This is a genomic window from Ruegeria sp. HKCCA4633, from assembly GCF_013034605.1.
Classification (GTDB): Bacteria; Pseudomonadota; Alphaproteobacteria; order Rhodobacterales; family Rhodobacteraceae; genus Ruegeria.
On the sequence record NZ_WQGJ01000001.1, the window covers coordinates 480,612 to 501,212 of the forward strand.

A 20,601-nucleotide genomic window follows, 5' to 3' on the forward strand; every position below is an offset into this window, starting at 1 on the left:
ACAGCGTCCATCCAGCCTTATTCTTTTTTTGATCGCTACCATGTCAGCCGCGCAAGAGCCAGAAGCTTGGCTTATTCTTTATTGAGCGGAGGTAATTTGTCGATCCCAAGCCACGGTGGTTCCAGGCTGGTGATCCTATAGCTGGCAGCGTTGCCCGCAAGAAACCTGTTAATTGCTGCGGACATGCCCGAGTACGAACCTTTGCCGCGTCTATAAGACGTAAAAGCAATGCTTCCACTTGGTGCCAAAACCCTGTCTATTCGCCTCAGTAGCTGCAGCATCACACGCTCTGCCCGGACGCCGCGAATGATCACGACGCCAACGCTTTGATCCTCGAACAGTTTCAGCATCAAGGCTGGCATCGCCCGGTATACACGCAGCTTTCCCGACAGAATGGGTTCGCGGAAATACTCGAGAAATGCATAAAATGCACGGTCAAGCGCCTGCAAATCAGCGTCTTGCGTTGTGTCCACACAAGCAAACCCGTTCCACGACAAGCCCCAAGGCGCAATAATTGTCAGTTGCGCCACAGTTCCCAAATCCAGGATTTCCTGCACGATTTCTGTTTCGACCTGACCAATCAGCACCCAAGACTTCTTGCCGCTGATCGACTTGAGGAATTTCTGACGTTGCTTCGCCGTTCGCTCGACTTCTTTGGCGGGCGACGGCAACAAATCAGTATCTTTGGGATCAAACGGTAGATCGACCTGCTTTGGATCTGTGATCTTGGAATGTTCTGCTGCCGCTTGTTCAAAATCCAAAGGCGTTTCCAGGGAATCCAGGCGAACAAACCACGGATAATTCATCGACTTGGCGTTTCCGGCAATTGCCATTTGACCAATCCGGTTCCACTTGGCGACCTGAGCAAAACTAACCGCTGGGTCTTTGTACATCTCAATGTCAAATGAAGCATTTGCTTCTTCCAGAACACCAAGATCCAGAGCTTTTAGATACTGCCCGCTGCGAAAGTTCCGATACCTCTGAACAAAGCCCTTGGCAGCTTCTGTTTCACGGATCGTGGCAATCTTGGACTTGTGAAACTTCACTGCGTTTTCATGAAGGTCTCTCAATACGTTGTCTTCATACAAACGTGTGTGAAACTCACGTAGGCGGCTCAGCTTTGTCAGGATCGACCGCTCTTCGACCACATTAAAGCAGTGCATGTGCCAGTAGGCCCGCCCCGTCGCTTCCATCTTTGGGTGAAAAGCCGTTGTGTTCACATCCCCTCGAAGCCGTTTCATCAAATAGCTTTCGATAGATCTGACGGCATAGTGGTTCATTCGGAACAACGTGGTTCCGAAGGCTGCTCCTGTTGTCGTGTACGCCCAGCCTCGCCGACGCATGGCAGGCGGCAGAGGATCTCCGTCACCATCCACCCAAGCAAAATTTTCGGCCTTGCCCCGAACAGGACCGCGCGGGCGGTGTGTATTGATCGCGTGATAGGACCCGTTGTTGCGGGTCAAAGACTTAAATGCGCGCACATTCTGCGGCATGACCATCCCCAGCTCGCCCGCACGCGTGAACTGCTCAACAACGAACCGGTCCTCGAATTCAACAATCCCGTTGTGCCCGAACATCTGCCACAGTGCCGCAAACCCATCAGCATGTGGCAAAGCGCGAAACAAGTCGTCCAGCGTACCGTCCCCGATACGGACATCCAGAAACTCGTCCACGTCACACACGAGAATCCACTCGGCCTCGGATGACCAGGGATGTTGCATTGCGTTGGCATAGGCCGATGCCTGAGGTCCGAATTTCCACGGAGCCGGATTATCAATATGCGCCAGGAACCCAAGCTCTTCGCACCTTTTCAGGATGGCATCCGTCCCATCCGAACAATCATTCGAGTTAACGATAAAATGCGTAAAACCGATCGAGAGATAGTAAGCGATCCACTCAAGAATAAACGGCCCTTCGTCTTTCATCGTGGATACGACAAGTCTCATTTTCATTATCCCGTGACTGTTGACCGCAAAACCTCGGTACGATTTAGCTTGCTGCGACCGAGCGCAGATCCAACTAAGCGCTTGGTTTTGTTACGTCCCCCAACAGCCCTTTTCAAGAGCGTCAGAGAAACCGCTCAAGCGTCGATCTACTTGGCCTCCACCATTCAGATCGCACGAAAAGAACTGCCCACCCGGGCGCAGTGAATGTTTGAACACAGCTTCACAATGATTGGGTACGAAGCATTAAGCACGCTGACGGTTCAGCCGATGGTGACCGGATGAGCAAATGTGCGCGCGATGGTACGGTATTCAACGCCTTCAATCGGAACAGGGTTTTGGGCGTCACGCAACAGCAAGTTTGTGACACCGCCTGGCAAGGCATCGTCAAATGTCGAAGCGCTTTAACCTTTTAGATTGCTCGCCAGCGTAGCAAACAGCGCTTCATCATTTGCAAACGGCCGCATCGGTTTTTGCCGCATTGCGTCTGCATATTTCTTGCGGAATTCGTGAGCACTTTCCACAAGTCGGTGGCTTGCCCGCAATATCCCGAAACGACAGGACATCTTTTGAGAAAACTGATCAAACATCTCATGCTGCATCGACGCCATTCGACGCGGCCCGGCTCCGACCGGCACAGATGTCAGCAAGTCCTGATCACAGGCCTCAAGTTCGGCAAAAAAGTCCCTGAGGTCCGTCCAGTTCGGAAGCAGATCGTTGTCAGAAATCAGAAAGTAATCAATGTCAGGCGCGGCCTGCATCGCTCGATACAGCGCTTAGTCACCAAACCGCCAACCAACCTTGTTTATGTCGAGCAGCTGATTTTCTTCAATCCAGGTCTGGTCGACGCGTAAAACCTGTTCATCGGGTAAATCAGGCGGTGCAGAATTTGTGGCATCATATACAACACAGACAGGTCCCGGAGCCGCTTTCTTCCAGATAGAATAAAGCCGGGCTTCGTTCTCGGTCCACTTATGAGTGCGAAACACGAACATCGTCCGTTTTTTGTGTTCTGGATGGATCTGTTTGCTCAAAGCTTGCGTGGCAGCACTATCTGCCCATGCACCTACACCGTACAGAGCACGTTCTTGCGGGCGCGCCAAAAGGTTAAGGTTGACACCATACCGTCGTATCGAATGCAAAACGCGGTACCCGTGCGAACGCAGTAATTCAAGCGCATCCTCGTAAGTACCTTGAAGAACTTCAACCAGAATATCCGGGCGGCTTGTCGAGAGAGTTTCCCGTAACCCCTGAGAACGTTTAACTCCATTCCCTCCACATCGGTTTTAATAAAATCGACTTTCTCTGGCATCATGTCGTCGCCTGGGCGAAGACGGATACTTGGACCATCGCTTTGAGAACTCACCCGGCCCGCACCCAGGTTGTTGACTGGGTAGTCAATTGTGAAGCCAACTATGCCGTCATCGGACACGCCAAACTCGACACAGGACAAGTCCGACACTGACTCGAGTTCATTTAGTGCGATGTTTTATTGAGAATGTCACACGCGACCGGTTTCGATTCGAATGGGACGATCTTGGAAGGATTCAGAAGCTTCCCAACGAAAACGGAATGGTTTCCGACATCTGATCCGATATCACAAAAAACGCCCCCGGCCGGGAAAAATTTCTCTATGAGAAGCGGTTCTTACAACTCGTAAAGGTGGCCAGAAAGATGTCGACGCTGGATATGATCACGGGGATTAGAGATGTGAAATCTTAGCGCCGTATCCCGAAACTTGACCTGGCCAACTGAATCAGTTTCCATCCAGATCACCCTTTCATCCAGTCATACTTGCATTGAACCACCAAGGACTCTTTGCGGCCCGCAATGCGCGCTGCAAGCGCCTTAGACAAAGCAGACGGCCAAGGAAAGTTCTACGCCCAATTAACAACACGCCTAATATTTGATGTCCGGATCATCACGCGAAACATCCCAAGGAAACCATCCGACAAGGATAGTTTAGCCGACGGAGTGATTATCAGACTGACGTGTTTTGTGAGTTTGGTGCGGTCGAGAAGACTCGAACTTCCACGGGTGTTACCCCACAGCGACCTCAACGCTGCGCGTCTACCAATTCCGCCACGACCGCACTGCCTGTGACTTGGTAGAGCGGCGTATAGACGTTGGCGCGCACGATGTGAAGAGGCAAAAACGCTCTGGTTTAAATTACTCGGAAGCAGACTTATCTAGCTGAATGATCACCACACATCCGATCTGACAGGAACCGCAAATGACCTCAACCGAGAACCGCCCCATTGTACAGATCGACATCGTTTCAGACGTGGTTTGCCCGTGGTGCATTGTTGGCTTTAAACAATTGGACACAGCATTGCAGCAAATGGGTGTTTTGGCCCGGCTGCGCTGGCATCCGTTCGAACTGAACCCGAATATGCCACCCGAAGGTCAAAACCTGCGCGAGCATATCATGGAGAAATACGGAACCACCGCCGAACAAAGCCAGCAAGCGCGGGACAGACTCACTTCGATTGGCGCAGAGCTGGGGTTTACGTTCAACTTCGGCGACGAAAGCCGGATGGTAAATACGTTTGCCGCACATCAGTTGCTGGATTGGGCAGAAGGGCAAGGTCAGCAACACCCGCTGAAGCTTGCTCTGTTTGATGCGTATTTTACCCAGCAGAAGGACGTCTCGGACTCCGAGGTTTTGCTGGATGCCGTTCGATCAGTCGGGCTTGATGCGGAAGCTGCTCGGCAAGCGCTTGAGAGTGGCCAACACACGGGCCCCGTGCGCGAGAAACAGCAATTCTGGACCAGCCGGGGTATTTCCGGCGTGCCGTCCATGGTGTTTGGCGGAAAATACCTGCTGACCGGCGCACAGGGAACCGAAACCTATGCTCAGATGTTGCAACGATGCCTGTCCGAGGCCGCCTGACCCCTTTCCCTGACCGCTTTGCACAGATATGAGGCCGGCATGGAATGGAAAATCACCGATGGTCTGACCAGCTATGACGACGCCGTGGCCTTCATGGAGGCCCGCGTTGCCGAAATCGCACGCGGCAACGCTGAAGAATGCGTTTGGCTGCTGGAGCATCCGCCATTGTATACTGCCGGCACCTCAGCCAAGATCGAGGACCTAACCGATCCTGATCGGTTTCCGGTCTATGAAAGCAAACGTGGCGGTGAATACACCTATCACGGACCGGGTCAGCGTGTGGCTTATGTCATGCTGGATCTCAACAAACGCGGACGGGATGTGCGCCAGTTTGTAAAGCAATTGGAAACCTGGGTGATCTCGGCCCTGGCTGAATTCAATGTACACGGCGAGATCCGCGACGGACGCGTTGGAGTTTGGGTTCGGCGGGACGACAAGCCGCTCACGGTGACGGGCAAGCCGGCGGAAGACAAGATCGCAGCCATTGGTCTGCGCCTGCGCAAATGGGTCAGCTTTCACGGCATCTCGATCAACGTCGAGCCAGACCTGGAGCATTTCTCGGGAATCGTCCCCTGCGGGATCAGCGAATACGGCGTGACCTCTCTGGTCGATCTGGGGCTTCCTGTGACCATGGCTGATCTTGATGCCGCGTTAGAGAAGACATTTTTGGATGTCTTTGGTTCGAATGACGGGTGAGTCACCCTGTATCTCAGCAAAGCGAATCGGTGATATCATGCGAGCTTCAAAACAATACGCTCAAGCGGTTAGCTCTGTTTCCGACACCTGAAGCAATTAACCGTGTTTAAGCCGGGTTTATCGTTTTTTTTAGACATTATTTAACTCAACTTGATACAAAGGGGCCGTTAACGAGTAGTATGAAACTGCCAATCAAGAGTGAGTGGTATGTTAACCGGTGATCCAGGGCTCGCCCTCGAAATCCGAGAAGTGTTTGGTTACGAGTCTGCCGTTCCGACCCCAAATCGGAACGGCAATTCTCTTTCCCCTGATTGATACGCGCGTAAACGCCGCGCCCTTTGATATTGATACGCGCGTAAACGCCGCGCCCTTTGATGGGGTGTAGGTCCGAAATTCGTTACGGCGGATAACTGAAACTCAGCTTTACAATGCGGCTTTGATCTTTTCGGCGTGCTGCGCGATCTGGTCGAAATCACCCATCTTTCCGGGCGGGCGCATCGACACGTCTTCATGACGCGGCAGGACATGGAAGTGCAGGTGGAAAACTTCCTGCCCGCCTGCGGCTTCGTTGAACTGTTGGATCGTCACTCCGTCTGCATCAAATGCCGCCTTCGCTGCTTGTGCCATTTTCTGCACCGTCTTCATCACGGCAACCAGTTGCTCGGGCGTGGCGTCCAGCACATTGCGGCACGGCGATTTGGGTATCACCAGCAAATGACCGTCCGAACGCGGCATGATATCCATGAAGGCCAACGTCTCATCATCCTCGAACACGCGGGTCGAGGGGATCTCATTGCGCAGGATTTTGGCAAAGATGTTGTCGGGATCGTAGTCAGCCATATCAGGTCTCCGGATTGCGGGTGTTGGCGTAGTTCTGAGACGCCTGCCCATGACGGTCAAGGCGGAACTCTGCCAAACGCCCTTGCGGGCCACCATCTGCGGCTTGAAAACCGGGCAGACATACCCAGATAAGCGCTGTTCGAGACACAAAAACAGCGTGACAGCCCCCTGCCCGCGACAATTAATCTTGATCCAGATCAAACTCGGCCATTGAAGGTACCCTCTTCGCAATCTAAAACCAGCAGGAATCCCGCGCGTTGGAGAGGTCCGACTGCGCGGTGCAGTTGCAACAGGAGGCACCTATAATGGCAGACGCAGCCATTCATGGTCACGACCATGAAGACGAGCGCAGCTTTTTCCAGCGCTGGTTCATGTCGACCAACCACAAGGACATCGGGATTTTGTACCTGATCGTTTCGGCCCTGGCCGGTCTGATCTCGGTAGCGATGACCGTATACATGCGGCTTGAACTGATGCACCCCGGTGTTCAGTACATGTGCCTGGAAGGCTTCATGGCCGACCCATGTACCCCCAACGGACATTTGTGGAACGTTATGATCACCTACCACGGTGTTCTGATGATGTTCTTCGTTGTCATCCCGGCGCTTTTCGGCGGATTTGGCAACTATTTCATGCCGTTGCAGATCGGCGCGCCGGATATGGCGTTCCCGCGGATGAACAACCTGTCCTTCTGGCTTTACGTCGCCGGTACTTCTCTGGGTGTGGCCTCGCTGCTCAGCCCCGGTGGTAACGACCAGCTTGGTTCAGGCGTAGGCTGGGTTCTGTACCCGCCGCTGTCCACGACCGAGGGCGGCATGTCCATGGACCTTGCGATCTTCGCCGTGCACGTATCGGGCGCCTCCTCGATCCTCGGCGCGATCAACATGATCACCACCTTCCTGAACATGCGTGCCCCGGGCATGACCCTGTTCAAGGTGCCGCTGTTCAGCTGGTCAATCTTCGTCACCTCGTGGCTGATTCTGCTGTCGCTGCCGGTTCTGGCAGGCGCGATCACCATGTTGCTGATGGATCGCAACTTTGGTTTCACCTTCTTTGACCCTGCTGGTGGCGGTGACCCGATCCTGTATCAGCACATCCTGTGGTTCTTCGGCCACCCGGAAGTGTACATCGTGATCCTGCCCGGTTTCGGCATCATCAGCCACGTGATCGCTACCTTCGCGCGCAAGCCAATCTTTGGCTACCTGCCGATGGTTTGGGCGATCATCGCGATCGGTGTTCTGGGCTTCGTTGTGTGGGCGCACCACATGTACACCGTTGGCATGTCGCTACGTCAGCAGGCCTATTTCATGCTGGCAACGATGGTTATTGCTGTTCCGACTGGCGTTAAGGTCTTCTCGTGGATTGCGACCATGTGGGGCGGCTCGATCGAGTTCAAAACTCCGATGCTGTTTGCCTTCGGCTTCCTGTTCCTGTTCACCGTTGGTGGTGTGACCGGTGTGGTTCTGTCGCAGGCCGGTGTCGACCGTGCTTATCATGACACCTACTACGTGGTGGCACACTTCCACTATGTGATGAGCTTGGGTGCCGTCTTCGCAATCTTCGCTGGCGTGTACTTCTACTTCTCGAAGATGACAGGCCGTCAGTATTCCGAGTTCTGGGGCAAGGTTCACTTCTGGATGTTCTTCATTGGCGCCAACCTGACCTTCTTCCCGCAGCACTTCCTGGGCCGTCAAGGCATGCCGCGCCGCTATATTGACTACCCCGAAGCGTTCGCTCAGTGGAACTTCGTATCGTCGATTGGCGCGTTCATCTCGTTCGCTTCGTTCCTGCTGTTCTTCGGCATCGTGTTCTACGCTTTGTTCCGTGGCGCGAAAGAGACGCGTCCGAACCCGTGGAACGAATACGCCGACACACTGGAATGGACCCTGCCCTCGCCGCCGCCCGAACACACGTTCGAGCAGCTGCCCAAGCAGGAAGACTGGGACAAGGGCCACGCGCACTAATCCCAACATGATCCAAAGAAACCCCGCCCAAGTGGCGGGGTTTTTCTTTGCGCGGACCCGACGTTCGCCAATCAGGACAAAATCGGGTATTATATCAGTGCAAGACAGCCGGAGGGTCGTCTATGCCTGAAATCGACTTTTGGTACTCGATCGGCAGTACTTATAGCTACCTAACCGTGATGCGTCTGGACGAGTGGTGCGCCGAACATGACGCCACAGTGAACTGGCGGCCGTTTAACGTGCGTACCGTGATGTCGACCCAACAGAACATTCCGTTTACCGGAAAGCCGGTCAAATCGGCCTATATGTGGCGCGATATCGAGCGCCGTTGCGCCAAGTACCACATTCACGCCAACCTGCCTGCGCCCTACCCTGTTTCAGACCTGGCTCTGGCCAATCAGGTCGCCGTGCTGGGAATGATCGAAGGTTGGGGTAAATCCTTTACCCAGGCGCTGTACCGTATCTGGTTCGAAGAAGGGATTGAAGCCGGAAGCGAGAACGCCTTGTCCGAAGCCCTTTTACGATGCCAGCAAGACCCCAGGTTGGCGCTGGGACGGGCGCGCAGTGATGACGTCACCGCAGCGCTTGAAGCCGAAACAGAAACAGCTATGAAGCTGGGCGTATTCGGCGCCCCAAGTTTTGTCGTCCGCCAAGAAGTGTTCTGGGGAGATGACCGTTTGGACGATGCCCTGTCCTGGGCGCGTGTCGGTCACGTCATCTAGTCAAAACCCGTCGACACAAGACAGTCCTGCGCTATGTTCCCGATATGCCGTATACATGGAATCAGACATCCGAAACGGAACAAGAGCTGCGCCTTTGGCCGCATAACTCTCTGCCTCCGCGCGGAGCTATGATCACTATACTTTCGGTGTTCCTGTTTGGCCTTATCCCTTTGCTGGCCATGCTGGGGTCCGTGGTTCTGTGGGGGCTATTACCCTTTCTTCTGATCACGGTATCTGGCCTTTGGCTGGCCATTCAGACCAACTATCGCGCACGCAGCGTTTTTGAGGTTCTGACGCTGTCTGATACGCAAGCGCATCTGGTGCATTACACACCCGGCAAAGACCAACAGGAATGGTCCTGCAACCGCTTTTGGGCGAGGACAGAAATGCACGAGAAAGGTGGACCCGTCCCTCACTATGTCACGCTTGTCGGTGATGGGCGCGAGGTCGAGATCGGTTCGTTTTTATCGGAAGATGAGCGGATAACGCTTTATGACGAACTAAGCACAAGACTGCGCGAACGGGTCGCGCAGTAGGTCATCGTTCATTTTGTTTTTTCAGCAGTTGCCGTTTGACGCTGCGCAAAGGTGATCTTTGACCATCGGGCCAACTTTGCCAAAATCCATCTGTCCGGTGTAACGAGTCTTCAATTCGCCCATGACTTTACCCATGTCTCGGATGGATCCGGCCCCGGTTGCGGTGATCGCAGTCTGAATCGCCTTTGACACCTCGTCATCATCCAGCTGCTTGGGCAGAAATTCCTCGATGACCGCAACTTCCTGCATCTCGCGTTCGGCCAAATCCAAACGGCCGCCTTCTTCATAGGCACGGGCGCTTTCTTTGCGTTGCTTTGTCATTTTACCAAGGATTTCAAGTACCTCAGCATCGCCGCAACCCTTGGCCTCTTCATTGTCCAAGGCGCGCGCGGCGATGTCACGGTCCTTGATAGCCGCGTTGATCAACCGCAACGTCGACAGACGCTCGGCCGCTTTGTCTTTCATTGCTTGCTTCAGGGCTGTGTTCACCCGTGATCGCATGTCCATTTGGTTTGTCCATCCCCATGACAACGGAACCCCGACCATATCTAAACAAAATGCCTGATACAACAGGAAGCCATTACATCTAAGTCTTTGAAAAACAACAATAGCCAAAAATTTGAACAGGCTTGACCCACGCGCCTAACCCCCTTAGGTATGCGCCGGTTTACCTTGAAGGAGAGTCGCGCCATGGCCCAGAACGCCCCGTCCAAGCCCACCGCATGTCTGGCATTGGCCGATGGTACATTGTTTTATGGCAATGGCTTTGGCGCCACCGGGCAGACTGTGGCCGAGCTGTGCTTTAACACAGCCATGACAGGCTATCAGGAAATCATGACAGACCCGTCATACGCCGGTCAGATCGTGACGTTCACCTTCCCGCATATCGGCAATGTCGGCGTGAACCCCGAAGATGATGAAACCGGCGACCCGGTTGCTGCAGGCATGGTTGTAAAATGGGATCCGACCGAGCCCTCGAACTGGCGATCGGCCGAGGAGCTCAAAGGCTGGTTGGCCCGTCGCGGACGGATCGCGATCGGCGGCGTCGACACCCGCCGTTTAACACGTGCTATCCGTCAACAAGGCGCACCTCATGTTGCTTTGGCCCATAACCCCGAAGGCAATTTCGACATCGAGGCACTGGTTGCAGCCGCCCGTGGGTTTGCCGGTCTGGAGGGCATGGATCTGGCCAAGGATGTGACCTGTGCTCAAAGCTATCGCTGGGACGAAATGCGTTGGGCCTGGCCTGACGGGTATCAGCGTCAGGAAGCCCCGGTGCACAAGGTTGTGGCCGTCGACTATGGTGCAAAGCGCAACATCCTGCGTTGTCTTGCGTCAGCTGGGTGTGATGTAACGGTACTGCCCGCAACAGCCACTGCCGCCGAGGTGCTTGCCCATCAGCCTGATGGAGTGTTCCTGTCGAATGGCCCCGGCGATCCGGCAGCGACCGGAGAATACGCTGTGCCTATGATCAAAGAGATACTGGAGACCACCGATCTGCCTGTTTTCGGCATCTGCCTCGGCCACCAAATGCTGGCACTGGCCTTGGGCGGTCAGACAGTCAAGATGAACCACGGCCACCACGGCGCCAACCATCCGGTCAAGGATCTGGATACCGGCAAGGTTGAGATTACTTCGATGAACCACGGCTTTGCGGTTGATGCTCAGTCTCTGCCCGATGGCGTTGTGGAAACCCACCAATCTTTGTTTGACGGGTCGAACTGCGGGATTCGCATGACAGATCGGCCCGTTTATTCGGTGCAGTATCACCCGGAAGCATCCCCCGGGCCTCAGGACAGTTTCTATCTGTTCGAGCGTTTCGCTGACGCCATGGAAAAGAAAAAACAGAGCGCATAACTCTCAAGCTTTGCAGTGTTAACGGCACGTTAACCTTGATCGAACAACCCTGAGCACGGGTAACTGTGCCAGGATTCTTTTTATGGTTGAGCTTAATCTCCAAAATTTCACAGCCGCTTCTCCGATCCCCGCTCCCGGATTTCGAAAACCGCTGGGCACCTGTCTGGTAGAAGTCGAAACTCTGACGCAGTCGGAACTCGACCACGCCTTGCATTTGCAATCCCAGCAAAACGCGCCTTTGGGCGAAATTTTGGTGGGTGAAGGATTTGCCACCCGGCAAGACATCTTGCATGCCCTGTCTGTCCAGTCCGGCTGGCAGATTGCGAACTTGGAACAGATCCCGCCCATGCCGGGGCTGTGCGACCTGAAACCAGTTGGCTTTTGCTTGAAACACAACGTCATTCCGTGGATGCGCGTGGGCCCGCTTCTGTTGGTTGCGACAGCGCGTCCGGATCGGTTTCCAGCTGTCTCAAACAACATGCGGGATTGCGACTACACGATCATTCCAGTTCTTGCGGCTTCTGATCAGATCGACCGCACTATTGCCCGACAGTTTTCGCGCCCTTTGGCAGAGGCTGCAGAAACACGGGTTGATGCGGATCAGAGTTGCCGCAACTGGACGATTGGGTCGCGCATCGTACCGTCTGTTTCAGCGCTTGGAATTATTGCGTTGTTTTTTGCTTTCCCGTGGTTTGTGTTGGCGACCCTGCTTGCCGCGGCTGTGGGAACTTTAATTCTCTTTGCTGTTCTTCGCCTTGCCGGTACTTTTGCCTATTTGCGCCACAGCTTTCGTCAGAAGCCAGAAGCGTCTGATGCAGCTGTCACCCTGCGACAACCCTGCGTTTCGATCATGGTTCCCCTTTACAAAGAACGCGAGATTGCGAATGCGCTTGTCCAACGGCTCAAACGCCTGACCTACCCCAAGGCGCTCTTGGACGTTATCTTGGTGCTGGAAGAAAAAGATGAAGTCACGCGCGCAACTTTGGCGAAGATTGACCTGCCCAGCTGGATGCGGATTGTCGAGGTGCCAGAATTGGACGGGCTGACCACCAAGCCGCGCGCCATGAACTATGCCTTGGACTTTTGCCGCGGCGACTATGTGGGTGTCTGGGACGCCGAAGACGCACCGCAGCCGGATCAGATCGAACGGGTCGTCGCGCATTTTTCCCAGGCTCCGCCCGAGGTCGTGTGTCTTCAAGGCAGTCTGGATTACTACAACCCACGCACAAATTGGCGTTCACGCTGCTTCACCATCGAATACAACAGCTGGTTTCGCATCATTCTGCCCGGAATTGCGCGCTTGGGGCTTGTCGTCCCGTTGGGTGGGACAACGTTTTTCTTCCGTCGAGACAAGCTGTTGGAATTGGGAGGCTGGGATGCACACAACGTGACCGAAGATGCTGACCTTGGCGTTCGGCTGTGCCGGGCCGGATACCGAACCGAACTGGTGGACACTACAACTTATGAAGAGGCAAATTTTCGCGCCTGGCCTTGGGTGAAACAGCGCTCACGCTGGCTCAAGGGCTTTATGGTGACGTATCTTGTGCACATGCGCTCAGCAAAAAGACTATTGCGCGATCTGGGCGCCGCGCAGTTTTTGGGGCTTCAGGCGTTTTTCCTAGGCACGCTGGGTCAGTTTTTGCTGGCCCCTGTTCTGTGGGTATTCTGGCTCTCAACGTTGGGGCTTTCCAATCCGCTGGCACCCGTTTTGCCACAGAATCTGACTACGGCGCTGGTGCTGTTGTTTTTGACGACTGAGGCGTTGAATATCTGCGTTGGCTGTCTTGCCGTTTCGGCACGAGAGCGGCGTTTTTTGTTGCCCTGGGTTCCCACCATGGCTTTGTACTACCCCTTGGGCGTGGTTGCAGCCTACAAAGCTCTGTGGGAGCTGGCAACGAATCCATTCTTCTGGGACAAAACCCAACATGGGCAAGCCAGCGAAGATCAGCCGCTGGCCTGATACTTATTTGTCGCGCAGGCTTGCGTCCTGTTTCAGGCGCGTCATGAACGCGATCGAGATATGATCCTTCAGCGCTCGAGCCGCTGCCTCTTCATCCCTTGCGGCAATGGCTTCGACAATGCCCTTATGCTCACTTTGGGCGATTTCACCACGCCCCTGCACCGCCAGAGAGGTGGTTGCCATCAACGCCATTGTGCGATGCACAAGATCAAGTTGCTGCACCAGATAGCGATTATGAGACGCCAGATGGATCTGTTCGTGGAAGCGCCGGTTTGCACGCGACAATGCCGACGGGTCATCAATCAGCTTGTCATCTTCGACGACCATCTCCTGCAGAACCTTGATCTCTTCTTCGGTCGCATGTTTGGCCGCAAGGCTTGCAGCCAACCCCTCCAGTTCCCGACGTACGATGTAAAGCTCGGCCATCTGGTTGTGATCCAGCGACGCCACGATCAGCGACCGGCCGTCCCGTTCCAACAGTGACTGTGTCTCGAGCCGTTGCAACGCTTCGCGGATCGGCGTGCGTGACACTCCGAACCGTTCGGCCAGCTCGCTTTCCACCAGACGATCACCGGGTTTGTAGACACCCACGTCGATAGCTTCGAGTATCAGGCTATAGGCATCCTTGGTTGGGGATCGGGTCTGGCTCATGGGGTTCATTATCTCCTCGTTCGGACATGTCTATCCGTCCAAAGGGGGAACGATCAAGTAGAGCATTGAAAACACCGCGCCCGCGCCCTACACCCTGCTTATGGTCAAACCGGCTTTTTCTCATGTCACACAGTGGGTGTTCGATCTGGACAACACCCTGTACCCGCCACACATGCGTCTGTTCGATCAGATCGAGGTGCTGATGACGGATTATGTCATGCGGGCCATAGGTGTGGATCAAGCCGAGGCGGACCGTTTGCGGGCGCATTACTGGCGCGAATACGGCACCACGCTGGCCGGTTTGATGGCCGAACATGATCTGGACCCCGACCCGTATCTGCACGCAGTCCATCAGGTGGACATGAGCCATATGGACCCAGATGAAGACCTGGCCGATCACATACGCGCCCTGCCTGGGCGGCGCATTGTCTACACCAATGGCAGCGCCCCTTACGCTGAACGCGTGCTGAATGCGCGCGGCCTTTCCGGGTTGTTCGATGCAATCTATGGCGTTGAGCATGCAGGCTATCGGCCCAAGCCCGAAAAAGCAGCCTTTGAGGCCATCTTTGCCCAGGATGGTATCCAAGCTGAAAAAGCCGCCATGTTCGAGGATGATGCGCGCAATCTGGCGGCTCCGCACGAGATGGGAATGCGCACAGTGCACGTGGCGCCTGACCCGCATGACGCAGATCACATCCACCATCACACGGACGATTTGACCGCGTTTCTGGCTCGCCTGCGATAGGCTGTCACACTGCGACGATCCGCACATTCTGCACCTGCATCCTCGTCCCTATATGCACGTCAGCGACGAACAGATGGAGACCTCAATGACCGCGATCGAGATGACCGGCCGCCTGCCGATTTGGCAGCGCCTTTTCTTTGCAATCCCTGTATTCGGATGGCTGGCCCGCGATGCGGTCAATGGCAAGGCAGAAGATCTGTATTACACCGCCGGTGCGATTTTCAGCATGTGGGGCTGTTCCATCATGTTGTTCGGCCTGCCCGGTCTCTTCATTCCTGCCTTGATGATGGTGCCGGTGATGTTTTTGATTCTCGTCCTGATTTCTCGGGGCTGAGGCACGGGACAGGATGTCACTTGGCGCTTGGGGTCGAACCGAACTAGGTTCTGCCCAAACCGATGAGAGGCGCCATGACTGACAGCTGTGACATCCTGATTTCCGGCGGCGGCATCGCTGGCCTGACCGCAGCAGCGGTTTTCGGAACAGCAGGCTTTGACGTGATCTGCGTGGACCCGACCCCTCCGATCACTGAGCGGGATGTGGACGGATCGGACCTGCGCACCACTGCCTTTCTGCAGCCCGCGCACGGATTGCTCGAACAGTGCGGGCTTTGGGCGCGTCTGGACGCTCATGCAGCGCCTTTGCAAATCATGCGTATCGTAGACGCAGGCGGTGACGTGCCCGAACCGCGCGTTGTGCGCGATTTCAATGCCGCCGACATTTCTGATCAACCCTTTGGTTGGAACTTGCCCAACTGGCTGCTGCGCCGGGAAATGGTGGCGCGACTGGCAGAACTTCCCAATGTCGATTTCCGCCCCGGCACAGGTACGACCAGCCTATTCACCCGCACCGCCGAAGCCCGCGTTGGGCTGAGCGATGGCAGCCGCGTTCGGTGTAACCTGGTGCTGGCCGCCGATGGCCGCAATTCGCCCATGCGCGATGCCGCCGGGATATCGGTTCACACAACACGGTATGGCCAGAAAGCGCTGGCTTTTGCCGTCACCCACCCCATTCCGCATGAAAACGTTTCAACCGAGATTCACAGATCGGGCGGGCCGTTCACGCTAGTCCCCTTACCCGATTGGCAAGGGCAGCCGTCCTCAGCCATTGTCTGGATGGAGCGTGGTCCGAAGGCAATCGACCTTCTGAACCTCGAGCCTGAAGCATTTGAGGCCGCAATGACCGAACGATCCTGCGGGTTGTTTGGCCCCTTGAAGTTGGCGTCGCGCCGGACGATCTGGCCTATTATCAGCCAGTCTGCTGAGCGGCTGGCTGGCGAACGCATTGCCCTTATGGCCGAAGCGGCGCATGTGGTGCCGCCGATTGGCGCTCAGGGGTTGAACATGTCTTTGGGTGATCTGCGCTGTCTGCTGGATTTGGCACAGGCCCGTCCCGAAGGATTGGGCGATGCTCAGATGCTGGATGCATACCACAAGGCCCGCCATACCGAGGTCGAAATGCGCGTCAGGGGCATCGACCTGTTGAACCGCGCCTCGATGATCGAGGCGCGTCCGTTGCGTGACGCACGGGCCATGGGGCTGAGCGCGCTCTATTCTCTGCCGCCCGTACGCAAGACACTGATGCAGATGGGCCTTGGCGTCCGCTAAGGCCCGGTTCGTTTACAGAACCTGATCCAGCACCCGTTTCAAGCGCGCAATGGTTGCGTCCACATCATAAAGCTTGTCGAGCCCGAACAGACCCAGGCGGAAGGTGCTGAACCCCTCGGGTTCATCACATTGCAGGGGCACGCCAGCAGCAATCTGCATCCCCAGCGCTGCAAATTTCTTGCCGCTCTGAATGTCGGGGTCCGAAGTGTAGCTGACCACAACGCCGGGCGCGCCAAAACCGTCAGCAGCTACTGAAACGATGCCCTTGTCCTTCAGCATTGCCCGCACACCATCTCCCAACGCCCATTGCGCCGCACGCAACTTTTCGAACCCATAGTCTTTGGTCTCAGCCATGGTATCGCGGAAAGCCAACAATGCGTCCGTGGGCATGGTTGCATGATAGGCATGACCACCGTTTTCATACGCCTGCATAATCTGACGCCATTTTTTCAGATCAACCGCAAAGCTGTCGGAGTTGGTCTCTTGCAACCGGGCTTCGCCCCGCTCGGACAACATGACAAGGCCAGCACAAGGCGATGCGCTCCACCCTTTTTGCGGGGCAGAAATCAGAACATCGACACCTGTCGCCTTCATGTCCACCCAGGCGCAACCGGATGCGATGCAATCCAGTACCATCAATGCTCCGACCTCATGCGCCGCATTAGCCAGCGCGGCCACGTAATCATCCGGCAAAATGACTCCTGCCGATGTTTCGACATGCGGGGCAAAGACAACACCCGGCTTTTGTGACCGAATGGCTTCGACAACTTCGTCAATGGGTGCGGGCGCAAACGGCGACGGGCTGGAATTGCCTGTCTGACGCGCCTTCATAACCGTGGCACTCTGCGTCAGGGCCGCGCTTTCAATGATTTGACTCCATCGGTACGAGAACCACCCGTTCCGAACCACCAAAACATCCGTCCCCCGCGCAAACTGACGGGCGACGGCTTCCATGGCATAAGTACCGCCGCCGGGAATGACCGCAACGCCGTCTGCGTTGTATACCCCCTTCAACATGTCCGAGATGTCCCGCATGACCTGCTGGAACTTCTGGGACATATGGTTCAGCGAACGATCGGTGAATACCACCGAAAACTCTTGAAGTCCGTTCGGGTCAACGGTGTCCAACAACGCAGGCATTCTTGATCCTTTCCAAAACTCTTCCGAGAACCTGATCGTTTTGCCTTTGCCCGTAAAGTACTTTCGCGACAAAAAGTGACGTTACGGCATGTCACACAGATTTGTACAAATCTGCGCCAAATCTCGCCAACACCACCACATTTGACGCCAACTAGTGTCACCTTCCCCTTTACACTTCTAATTGCTTCTGAACAGATGCACACACTTTATACTTGAAGGGATAATTCTACCCGTGACTATACAAAAGCGGATCAGCTTCCAGTCCGTTCGAGACGAAGTTAAACGACGTATTGAAAGCCGTGTCTGGCCACAAGGGTCTCTTTTGCCAACGGAAACACAGTTGGCAGACGAATTTAATTGCGCGCGTGCCACAGTGAACCGCGCCCTGAGGGAATTGGCCGATCAGGGGTTCGTCGAACGCAAGCGTAAAAGCGGAACGCGGGTCAAGAAAGAACCCAGCAAACACGCCAAGCTTGAATTCTCACTCGCACGACAGACGATCGAAAGCCAGAACGCAACCTATCGGTATGCTCTGGTCGAGCGGAACGTGGTGGAAAGCCCTCGCTGGCTGTCTTCACAAATAGATATTTCTCGTGACAAGCGCGTGTTGCATGTCACCTGTATGCACTACGCGGACAACCGACCGTTTCAATTGGAAGAACGCTGGATCAATATCGATGCAGTTCCAGAATTGGAAGATGCCGACCTGTGCGCACAGGGCCCACATGAATGGTTACTGAATGCCGCGCCGTTCACCGAAGCTGAAGTTGCATTCTGCGCCATTTCTGCCGATGCAAAACTGGCAGAGTTCATGGGGACGACGACCGGCACATCGATGATTCAGATGGAGCGCACCACCTGGAAAGAGGACAAGCCGCTGACCTTTGCCCGGATGACACATCATCCCGGCTACTGTATCCGCACCAAATACTGAGGCGTTTCAGCCAAGGGGCCCAGGCAAGCGTTCTTCGCTGAGCAAAACGTTTGCTTCAACATCCCCTGCACCGGGCAACGTCATGATTCGACGTCGTAATACGCGCTCAAAGTCAGACAGGTCCCGCGCAACTACGCGCAGGCGATAGTCATATAGGCCCAACACGTGCTCGACTGTCTGGACCTCGGGGATGGCACTCACGGCGCGCTCAAAGTCCTCAAGATTGATCTGCCCTTTGCGGCCAAGTTTGATACCCAGAAACACCGTCACCCCGAAACCCAACGCCTCGGCGTTCAGACGCAAGCGCCGCCCCTTGATAACTCCTGCTTCCTCCAGTCGCCGGATTCGGCGCCAGGTGGCCGGTTGCGACAATCCAAACCTGCGACCCAAGGCACCGGCACTCTGTGTCGCGTCCTGTTGCAGGACACGCAGCAGGCGTCGATCAATTTCATCCAACTCGATCATACAGGTAACACCTCATCGCTTTTGACCCGCGCGATGTGCATCAGCGTCTCGATATCGGCGATATGGGGCAAGGTCAGGATACGGTTGCGATACAATAGTTGGTAATGGTTCATATCCTTCGCAATGACCGACAGTCGCACGTCCACCCGACCCAGAAAGGTCTGGATCTCGACCACCTCCGGTACATTTCGCGCCGCTTCGGTGAAATCGTCAAAGGCACGCGCCTGTGTCTTATCCAGAGTAACGCGAAGCGAAACTTCGACCGCATAGCCCATGGCAGCCCAGTCAATCACGACCTCTTGTCCTTGTATGATCCCGGTAGCCTGCATCTTTTCAATCCGCCGCCAACAGACCCCAGCGCTGATCCGGCACAGATCGGCCAATTCCGCAGTGGTCAGGCTTGGGGTAGCCTGAAAATGACGCAAGATGCGACGATCAATGTCATCAAGCATGATTTTTTCACATTTTGTAGTTCTGAAGAATTATTCTTCACCTTTTTCACAAAAACTCAAGCTCAACACTATCGCCAATACGCGATCAGGCATGTAAAACCGCCGCAATCTAACCAGAAAGGACCGGCGAAATGCGCGTCTATTACGATCGCGATTGCGATATCAACCTGATCAAAGACAAAAAAGTGGCCATCCTGGGCTATGGCTCGCAGGGTCACGCCCACGCGCTGAACCTGCGTGACTCGGGTGCCAAGAATCTGGTCATCGCCCTGCGCGAAGGTTCGCCTTCGGCCAAGAAAGCCGAAGCGGAAGGTCTGGAAGTCATGGGCATCGCCGAAGCGGCGGCCTGGTGCGACGTCATCATGTTCACCATGCCCGACGAGTTGCAGGCTGAAACCTACAAGAAATACGTCCACGACAACATCAAGCCGGGTGCTGCGATCGCGTTCGCTCACGGCCTGAACGTCCACTTCGGCCTGATCGAGCCGAAAGAAGGCGTCGACGTCATCATGATGGCCCCCAAAGGCCCCGGCCACACCGTACGTGGCGAATACACCAAAGGCGGCGGCGTGCCCTGCCTGGTCGCCGTTGACAATGACGCGACAGGCAAAGCGCTGGAAATCGGCCTGTCCTACTGCTCGGCCATTGGTGGCGGTCGCTCGGGCATCATCGAAACCAACTTCCGCGAAGAATGCGAAACCGACCTGTTCGGTGAACAAGCCGTTCTGTGCGGCGGTCTGGTCGAACTGATCCGCTGCGGCTTTGAAACGCTGGTCGAGGCCGGTTACGCGCCAGAAATGGCCTATTTCGAGTGTCTGCACGAAGTGAAGCTGATCGTTGACCTGATCTACGAAGGCGGCATCGCCAACATGGATTACTCGATCTCGAACACAGCCGAATACGGTCAGTACGTCACCGGCCCGCGCATCCTGAAATACGACGAAACCAAAGCGCGTATGAAAGAGGTTTTGAACGACATCCAGCAGGGTAAATTCGTTCGCGACTTCATGCTGGAAAACGCTGTTGGCCAGCCGACCATCAAAGCGTCGCGCCGCGCGAATGACGAGCATCAAATCGAAGAAACCGGTGCCAAGCTGCGCGGCATGATGCCGTGGATTTCGGCCGGCAAAATGGTCGACAAAGAAAAGAACTAAGCCTGACCTCTGTCAGCACAAGGGCGGCCCCGGTGGTCGCCCTT

The 20,601-nt window shown here is 55.3% G+C and carries 22 protein-coding genes and 1 tRNA gene; 12 read left to right on the plus strand and 11 right to left on the minus strand.

What is annotated here, in order from left to right; all coding sequences use genetic code 11:
* Positions 1–71 precede the first annotated feature (71 nt).
* The 5 genes from GOV85_RS02380 to GOV85_RS02400 form a co-directional block, all read right to left on the minus strand.
* Positions 72–1,946 (minus strand): glycosyltransferase family 2 protein, encoded by a 1,875-nt coding sequence (locus GOV85_RS02380; protein ID WP_171174653.1) that lies wholly within the window; start codon positions 1,944–1,946, stop codon positions 72–74.
* A gap of 401 nt (positions 1,947–2,347) precedes the next feature.
* On the minus strand, positions 2,348–2,704 hold the full coding sequence (locus tag GOV85_RS02385) for a hypothetical protein (protein WP_171174655.1): 357 nt from the start codon (positions 2,702–2,704) through the stop codon (positions 2,348–2,350).
* 15 nt (positions 2,705–2,719) lie between these two features.
* Complete coding sequence (locus tag GOV85_RS02390; RefSeq protein ID WP_171174658.1) at positions 2,720–2,977, minus strand: hypothetical protein; 258 nt, start codon at positions 2,975–2,977, stop codon at positions 2,720–2,722.
* Between the two features lie 32 nt (positions 2,978–3,009).
* A complete protein-coding gene (locus GOV85_RS21725; RefSeq protein ID WP_371813575.1) occupies positions 3,010–3,258 on the minus strand; it encodes an FkbM family methyltransferase in 249 nt (82 codons plus the stop codon).
* Positions 3,259–3,948: 690 nt separating this feature from the next.
* Positions 3,949–4,035, minus strand: a tRNA-Leu gene (locus tag GOV85_RS02400).
* 141 nt (positions 4,036–4,176) lie between these two features.
* Between GOV85_RS02400 and GOV85_RS02405 the strand changes: the two genes are divergently transcribed.
* Positions 4,177–4,836 carry a DsbA family oxidoreductase gene (locus GOV85_RS02405; RefSeq protein WP_171174662.1) on the plus strand — a complete coding sequence of 220 codons (660 nt, stop codon included), beginning with the start codon at positions 4,177–4,179 and terminating at the stop codon, positions 4,834–4,836.
* Between the two features lie 39 nt (positions 4,837–4,875).
* Complete coding sequence (lipB, locus tag GOV85_RS02410; RefSeq protein ID WP_171174664.1) at positions 4,876–5,532, plus strand: lipoyl(octanoyl) transferase LipB; 657 nt, start codon at positions 4,876–4,878, stop codon at positions 5,530–5,532.
* A 423-nt stretch (positions 5,533–5,955) separates the two neighbouring features.
* Here the strand turns inward: lipB and GOV85_RS02415 are convergent, their stop codons facing one another.
* Positions 5,956–6,372, minus strand: coding sequence for an HIT family protein (locus tag GOV85_RS02415; RefSeq protein ID WP_171174666.1), 417 nt, complete (start codon positions 6,370–6,372; stop codon positions 5,956–5,958).
* Positions 6,373–6,677: 305 nt separating this feature from the next.
* On the opposite strand from GOV85_RS02415, the gene ctaD reads away from it, so the two are divergent.
* From ctaD to GOV85_RS02430, 3 genes are all read left to right on the plus strand, one after another.
* Positions 6,678–8,336 (plus strand): cytochrome c oxidase subunit I, encoded by a 1,659-nt coding sequence (gene ctaD, locus GOV85_RS02420; protein ID WP_171089416.1) that lies wholly within the window; start codon positions 6,678–6,680, stop codon positions 8,334–8,336.
* A 122-nt stretch (positions 8,337–8,458) separates the two neighbouring features.
* The gene (locus GOV85_RS02425; protein WP_171174668.1) at positions 8,459–9,058 is read left to right on the plus strand and encodes a 2-hydroxychromene-2-carboxylate isomerase; all 600 of its coding nucleotides are present in this window, start codon (positions 8,459–8,461) and stop codon (positions 9,056–9,058) included.
* 44 nt (positions 9,059–9,102) lie between these two features.
* Positions 9,103–9,594 carry a DUF2244 domain-containing protein gene (locus GOV85_RS02430; protein ID WP_171174670.1) on the plus strand — a complete coding sequence of 164 codons (492 nt, stop codon included), beginning with the start codon at positions 9,103–9,105 and terminating at the stop codon, positions 9,592–9,594.
* Positions 9,595–9,615: 21 nt separating this feature from the next.
* Here GOV85_RS02430 and GOV85_RS02435 read toward each other — a convergent pair whose 3' ends face one another.
* A complete protein-coding gene (locus GOV85_RS02435) occupies positions 9,616–10,101 on the minus strand; it encodes a GatB/YqeY domain-containing protein (RefSeq protein WP_171174673.1) in 486 nt (161 codons plus the stop codon).
* 183 nt (positions 10,102–10,284) lie between these two features.
* On the opposite strand from GOV85_RS02435, the gene carA reads away from it, so the two are divergent.
* Positions 10,285–11,451 (plus strand): glutamine-hydrolyzing carbamoyl-phosphate synthase small subunit, encoded by a 1,167-nt coding sequence (gene carA, locus GOV85_RS02440; protein WP_171174681.1) that lies wholly within the window; start codon positions 10,285–10,287, stop codon positions 11,449–11,451.
* Positions 11,452–11,533: 82 nt separating this feature from the next.
* Positions 11,534–13,411: a glycosyltransferase family 2 protein gene (locus GOV85_RS02445; RefSeq protein ID WP_171174684.1), complete on the plus strand. Its 1,878-nt coding sequence runs from the start codon at positions 11,534–11,536 to the stop codon at positions 13,409–13,411.
* Positions 13,412–13,414: 3 nt separating this feature from the next.
* Here the strand turns inward: GOV85_RS02445 and GOV85_RS02450 are convergent, their stop codons facing one another.
* On the minus strand, positions 13,415–14,062 hold the full coding sequence (locus GOV85_RS02450) for a GntR family transcriptional regulator (RefSeq protein WP_171174686.1): 648 nt from the start codon (positions 14,060–14,062) through the stop codon (positions 13,415–13,417).
* A 100-nt stretch (positions 14,063–14,162) separates the two neighbouring features.
* Between GOV85_RS02450 and GOV85_RS02455 the strand changes: the two genes are divergently transcribed.
* The 3 genes from GOV85_RS02455 (at position 14,163) to GOV85_RS02465 (ending at position 16,412) form a co-directional block, all read left to right on the plus strand.
* Positions 14,163–14,807, plus strand: a complete 645-nt coding sequence (locus GOV85_RS02455) for a pyrimidine 5'-nucleotidase (RefSeq protein ID WP_171174689.1) — start codon at positions 14,163–14,165, stop codon at positions 14,805–14,807.
* Positions 14,808–14,892: 85 nt separating this feature from the next.
* Entirely contained in the window at positions 14,893–15,141 is a 249-nt protein-coding gene (locus GOV85_RS02460) for a hypothetical protein (protein WP_171091130.1), read from the plus strand.
* 74 nt (positions 15,142–15,215) lie between these two features.
* Complete coding sequence (locus GOV85_RS02465; RefSeq protein ID WP_171174691.1) at positions 15,216–16,412, plus strand: UbiH/UbiF family hydroxylase; 1,197 nt, start codon at positions 15,216–15,218, stop codon at positions 16,410–16,412.
* Between the two features lie 12 nt (positions 16,413–16,424).
* Here the strand turns inward: GOV85_RS02465 and GOV85_RS02470 are convergent, their stop codons facing one another.
* Entirely contained in the window at positions 16,425–17,552 is a 1,128-nt protein-coding gene (locus tag GOV85_RS02470) for an aminotransferase class V-fold PLP-dependent enzyme (protein WP_171174693.1), read from the minus strand.
* A 232-nt stretch (positions 17,553–17,784) separates the two neighbouring features.
* Here GOV85_RS02470 and GOV85_RS02475 point away from each other — a divergent pair, with 232 nt between their 5' ends.
* A complete protein-coding gene (locus tag GOV85_RS02475; protein WP_171174694.1) occupies positions 17,785–18,486 on the plus strand; it encodes a GntR family transcriptional regulator in 702 nt (233 codons plus the stop codon).
* Positions 18,487–18,492: 6 nt separating this feature from the next.
* Here the strand turns inward: GOV85_RS02475 and GOV85_RS02480 are convergent, their stop codons facing one another.
* Both GOV85_RS02480 and GOV85_RS02485 read right to left on the minus strand, forming a co-directional pair.
* A complete protein-coding gene (locus GOV85_RS02480) occupies positions 18,493–18,951 on the minus strand; it encodes an Lrp/AsnC family transcriptional regulator (protein ID WP_171174696.1) in 459 nt (152 codons plus the stop codon).
* A complete protein-coding gene (locus GOV85_RS02485) occupies positions 18,948–19,403 on the minus strand; it encodes an Lrp/AsnC family transcriptional regulator (protein WP_171174698.1) in 456 nt (151 codons plus the stop codon). Before GOV85_RS02485 ends, GOV85_RS02480 begins: the two co-directional genes overlap by 4 nt.
* 131 nt (positions 19,404–19,534) lie before the next feature.
* Here GOV85_RS02485 and ilvC point away from each other — a divergent pair, with 131 nt between their 5' ends.
* Positions 19,535–20,557, plus strand: coding sequence for a ketol-acid reductoisomerase (gene ilvC / locus GOV85_RS02490; protein WP_171174700.1), 1,023 nt, complete (start codon positions 19,535–19,537; stop codon positions 20,555–20,557).
* The last annotated feature ends 44 nt before the right edge of the window (positions 20,558–20,601 follow it).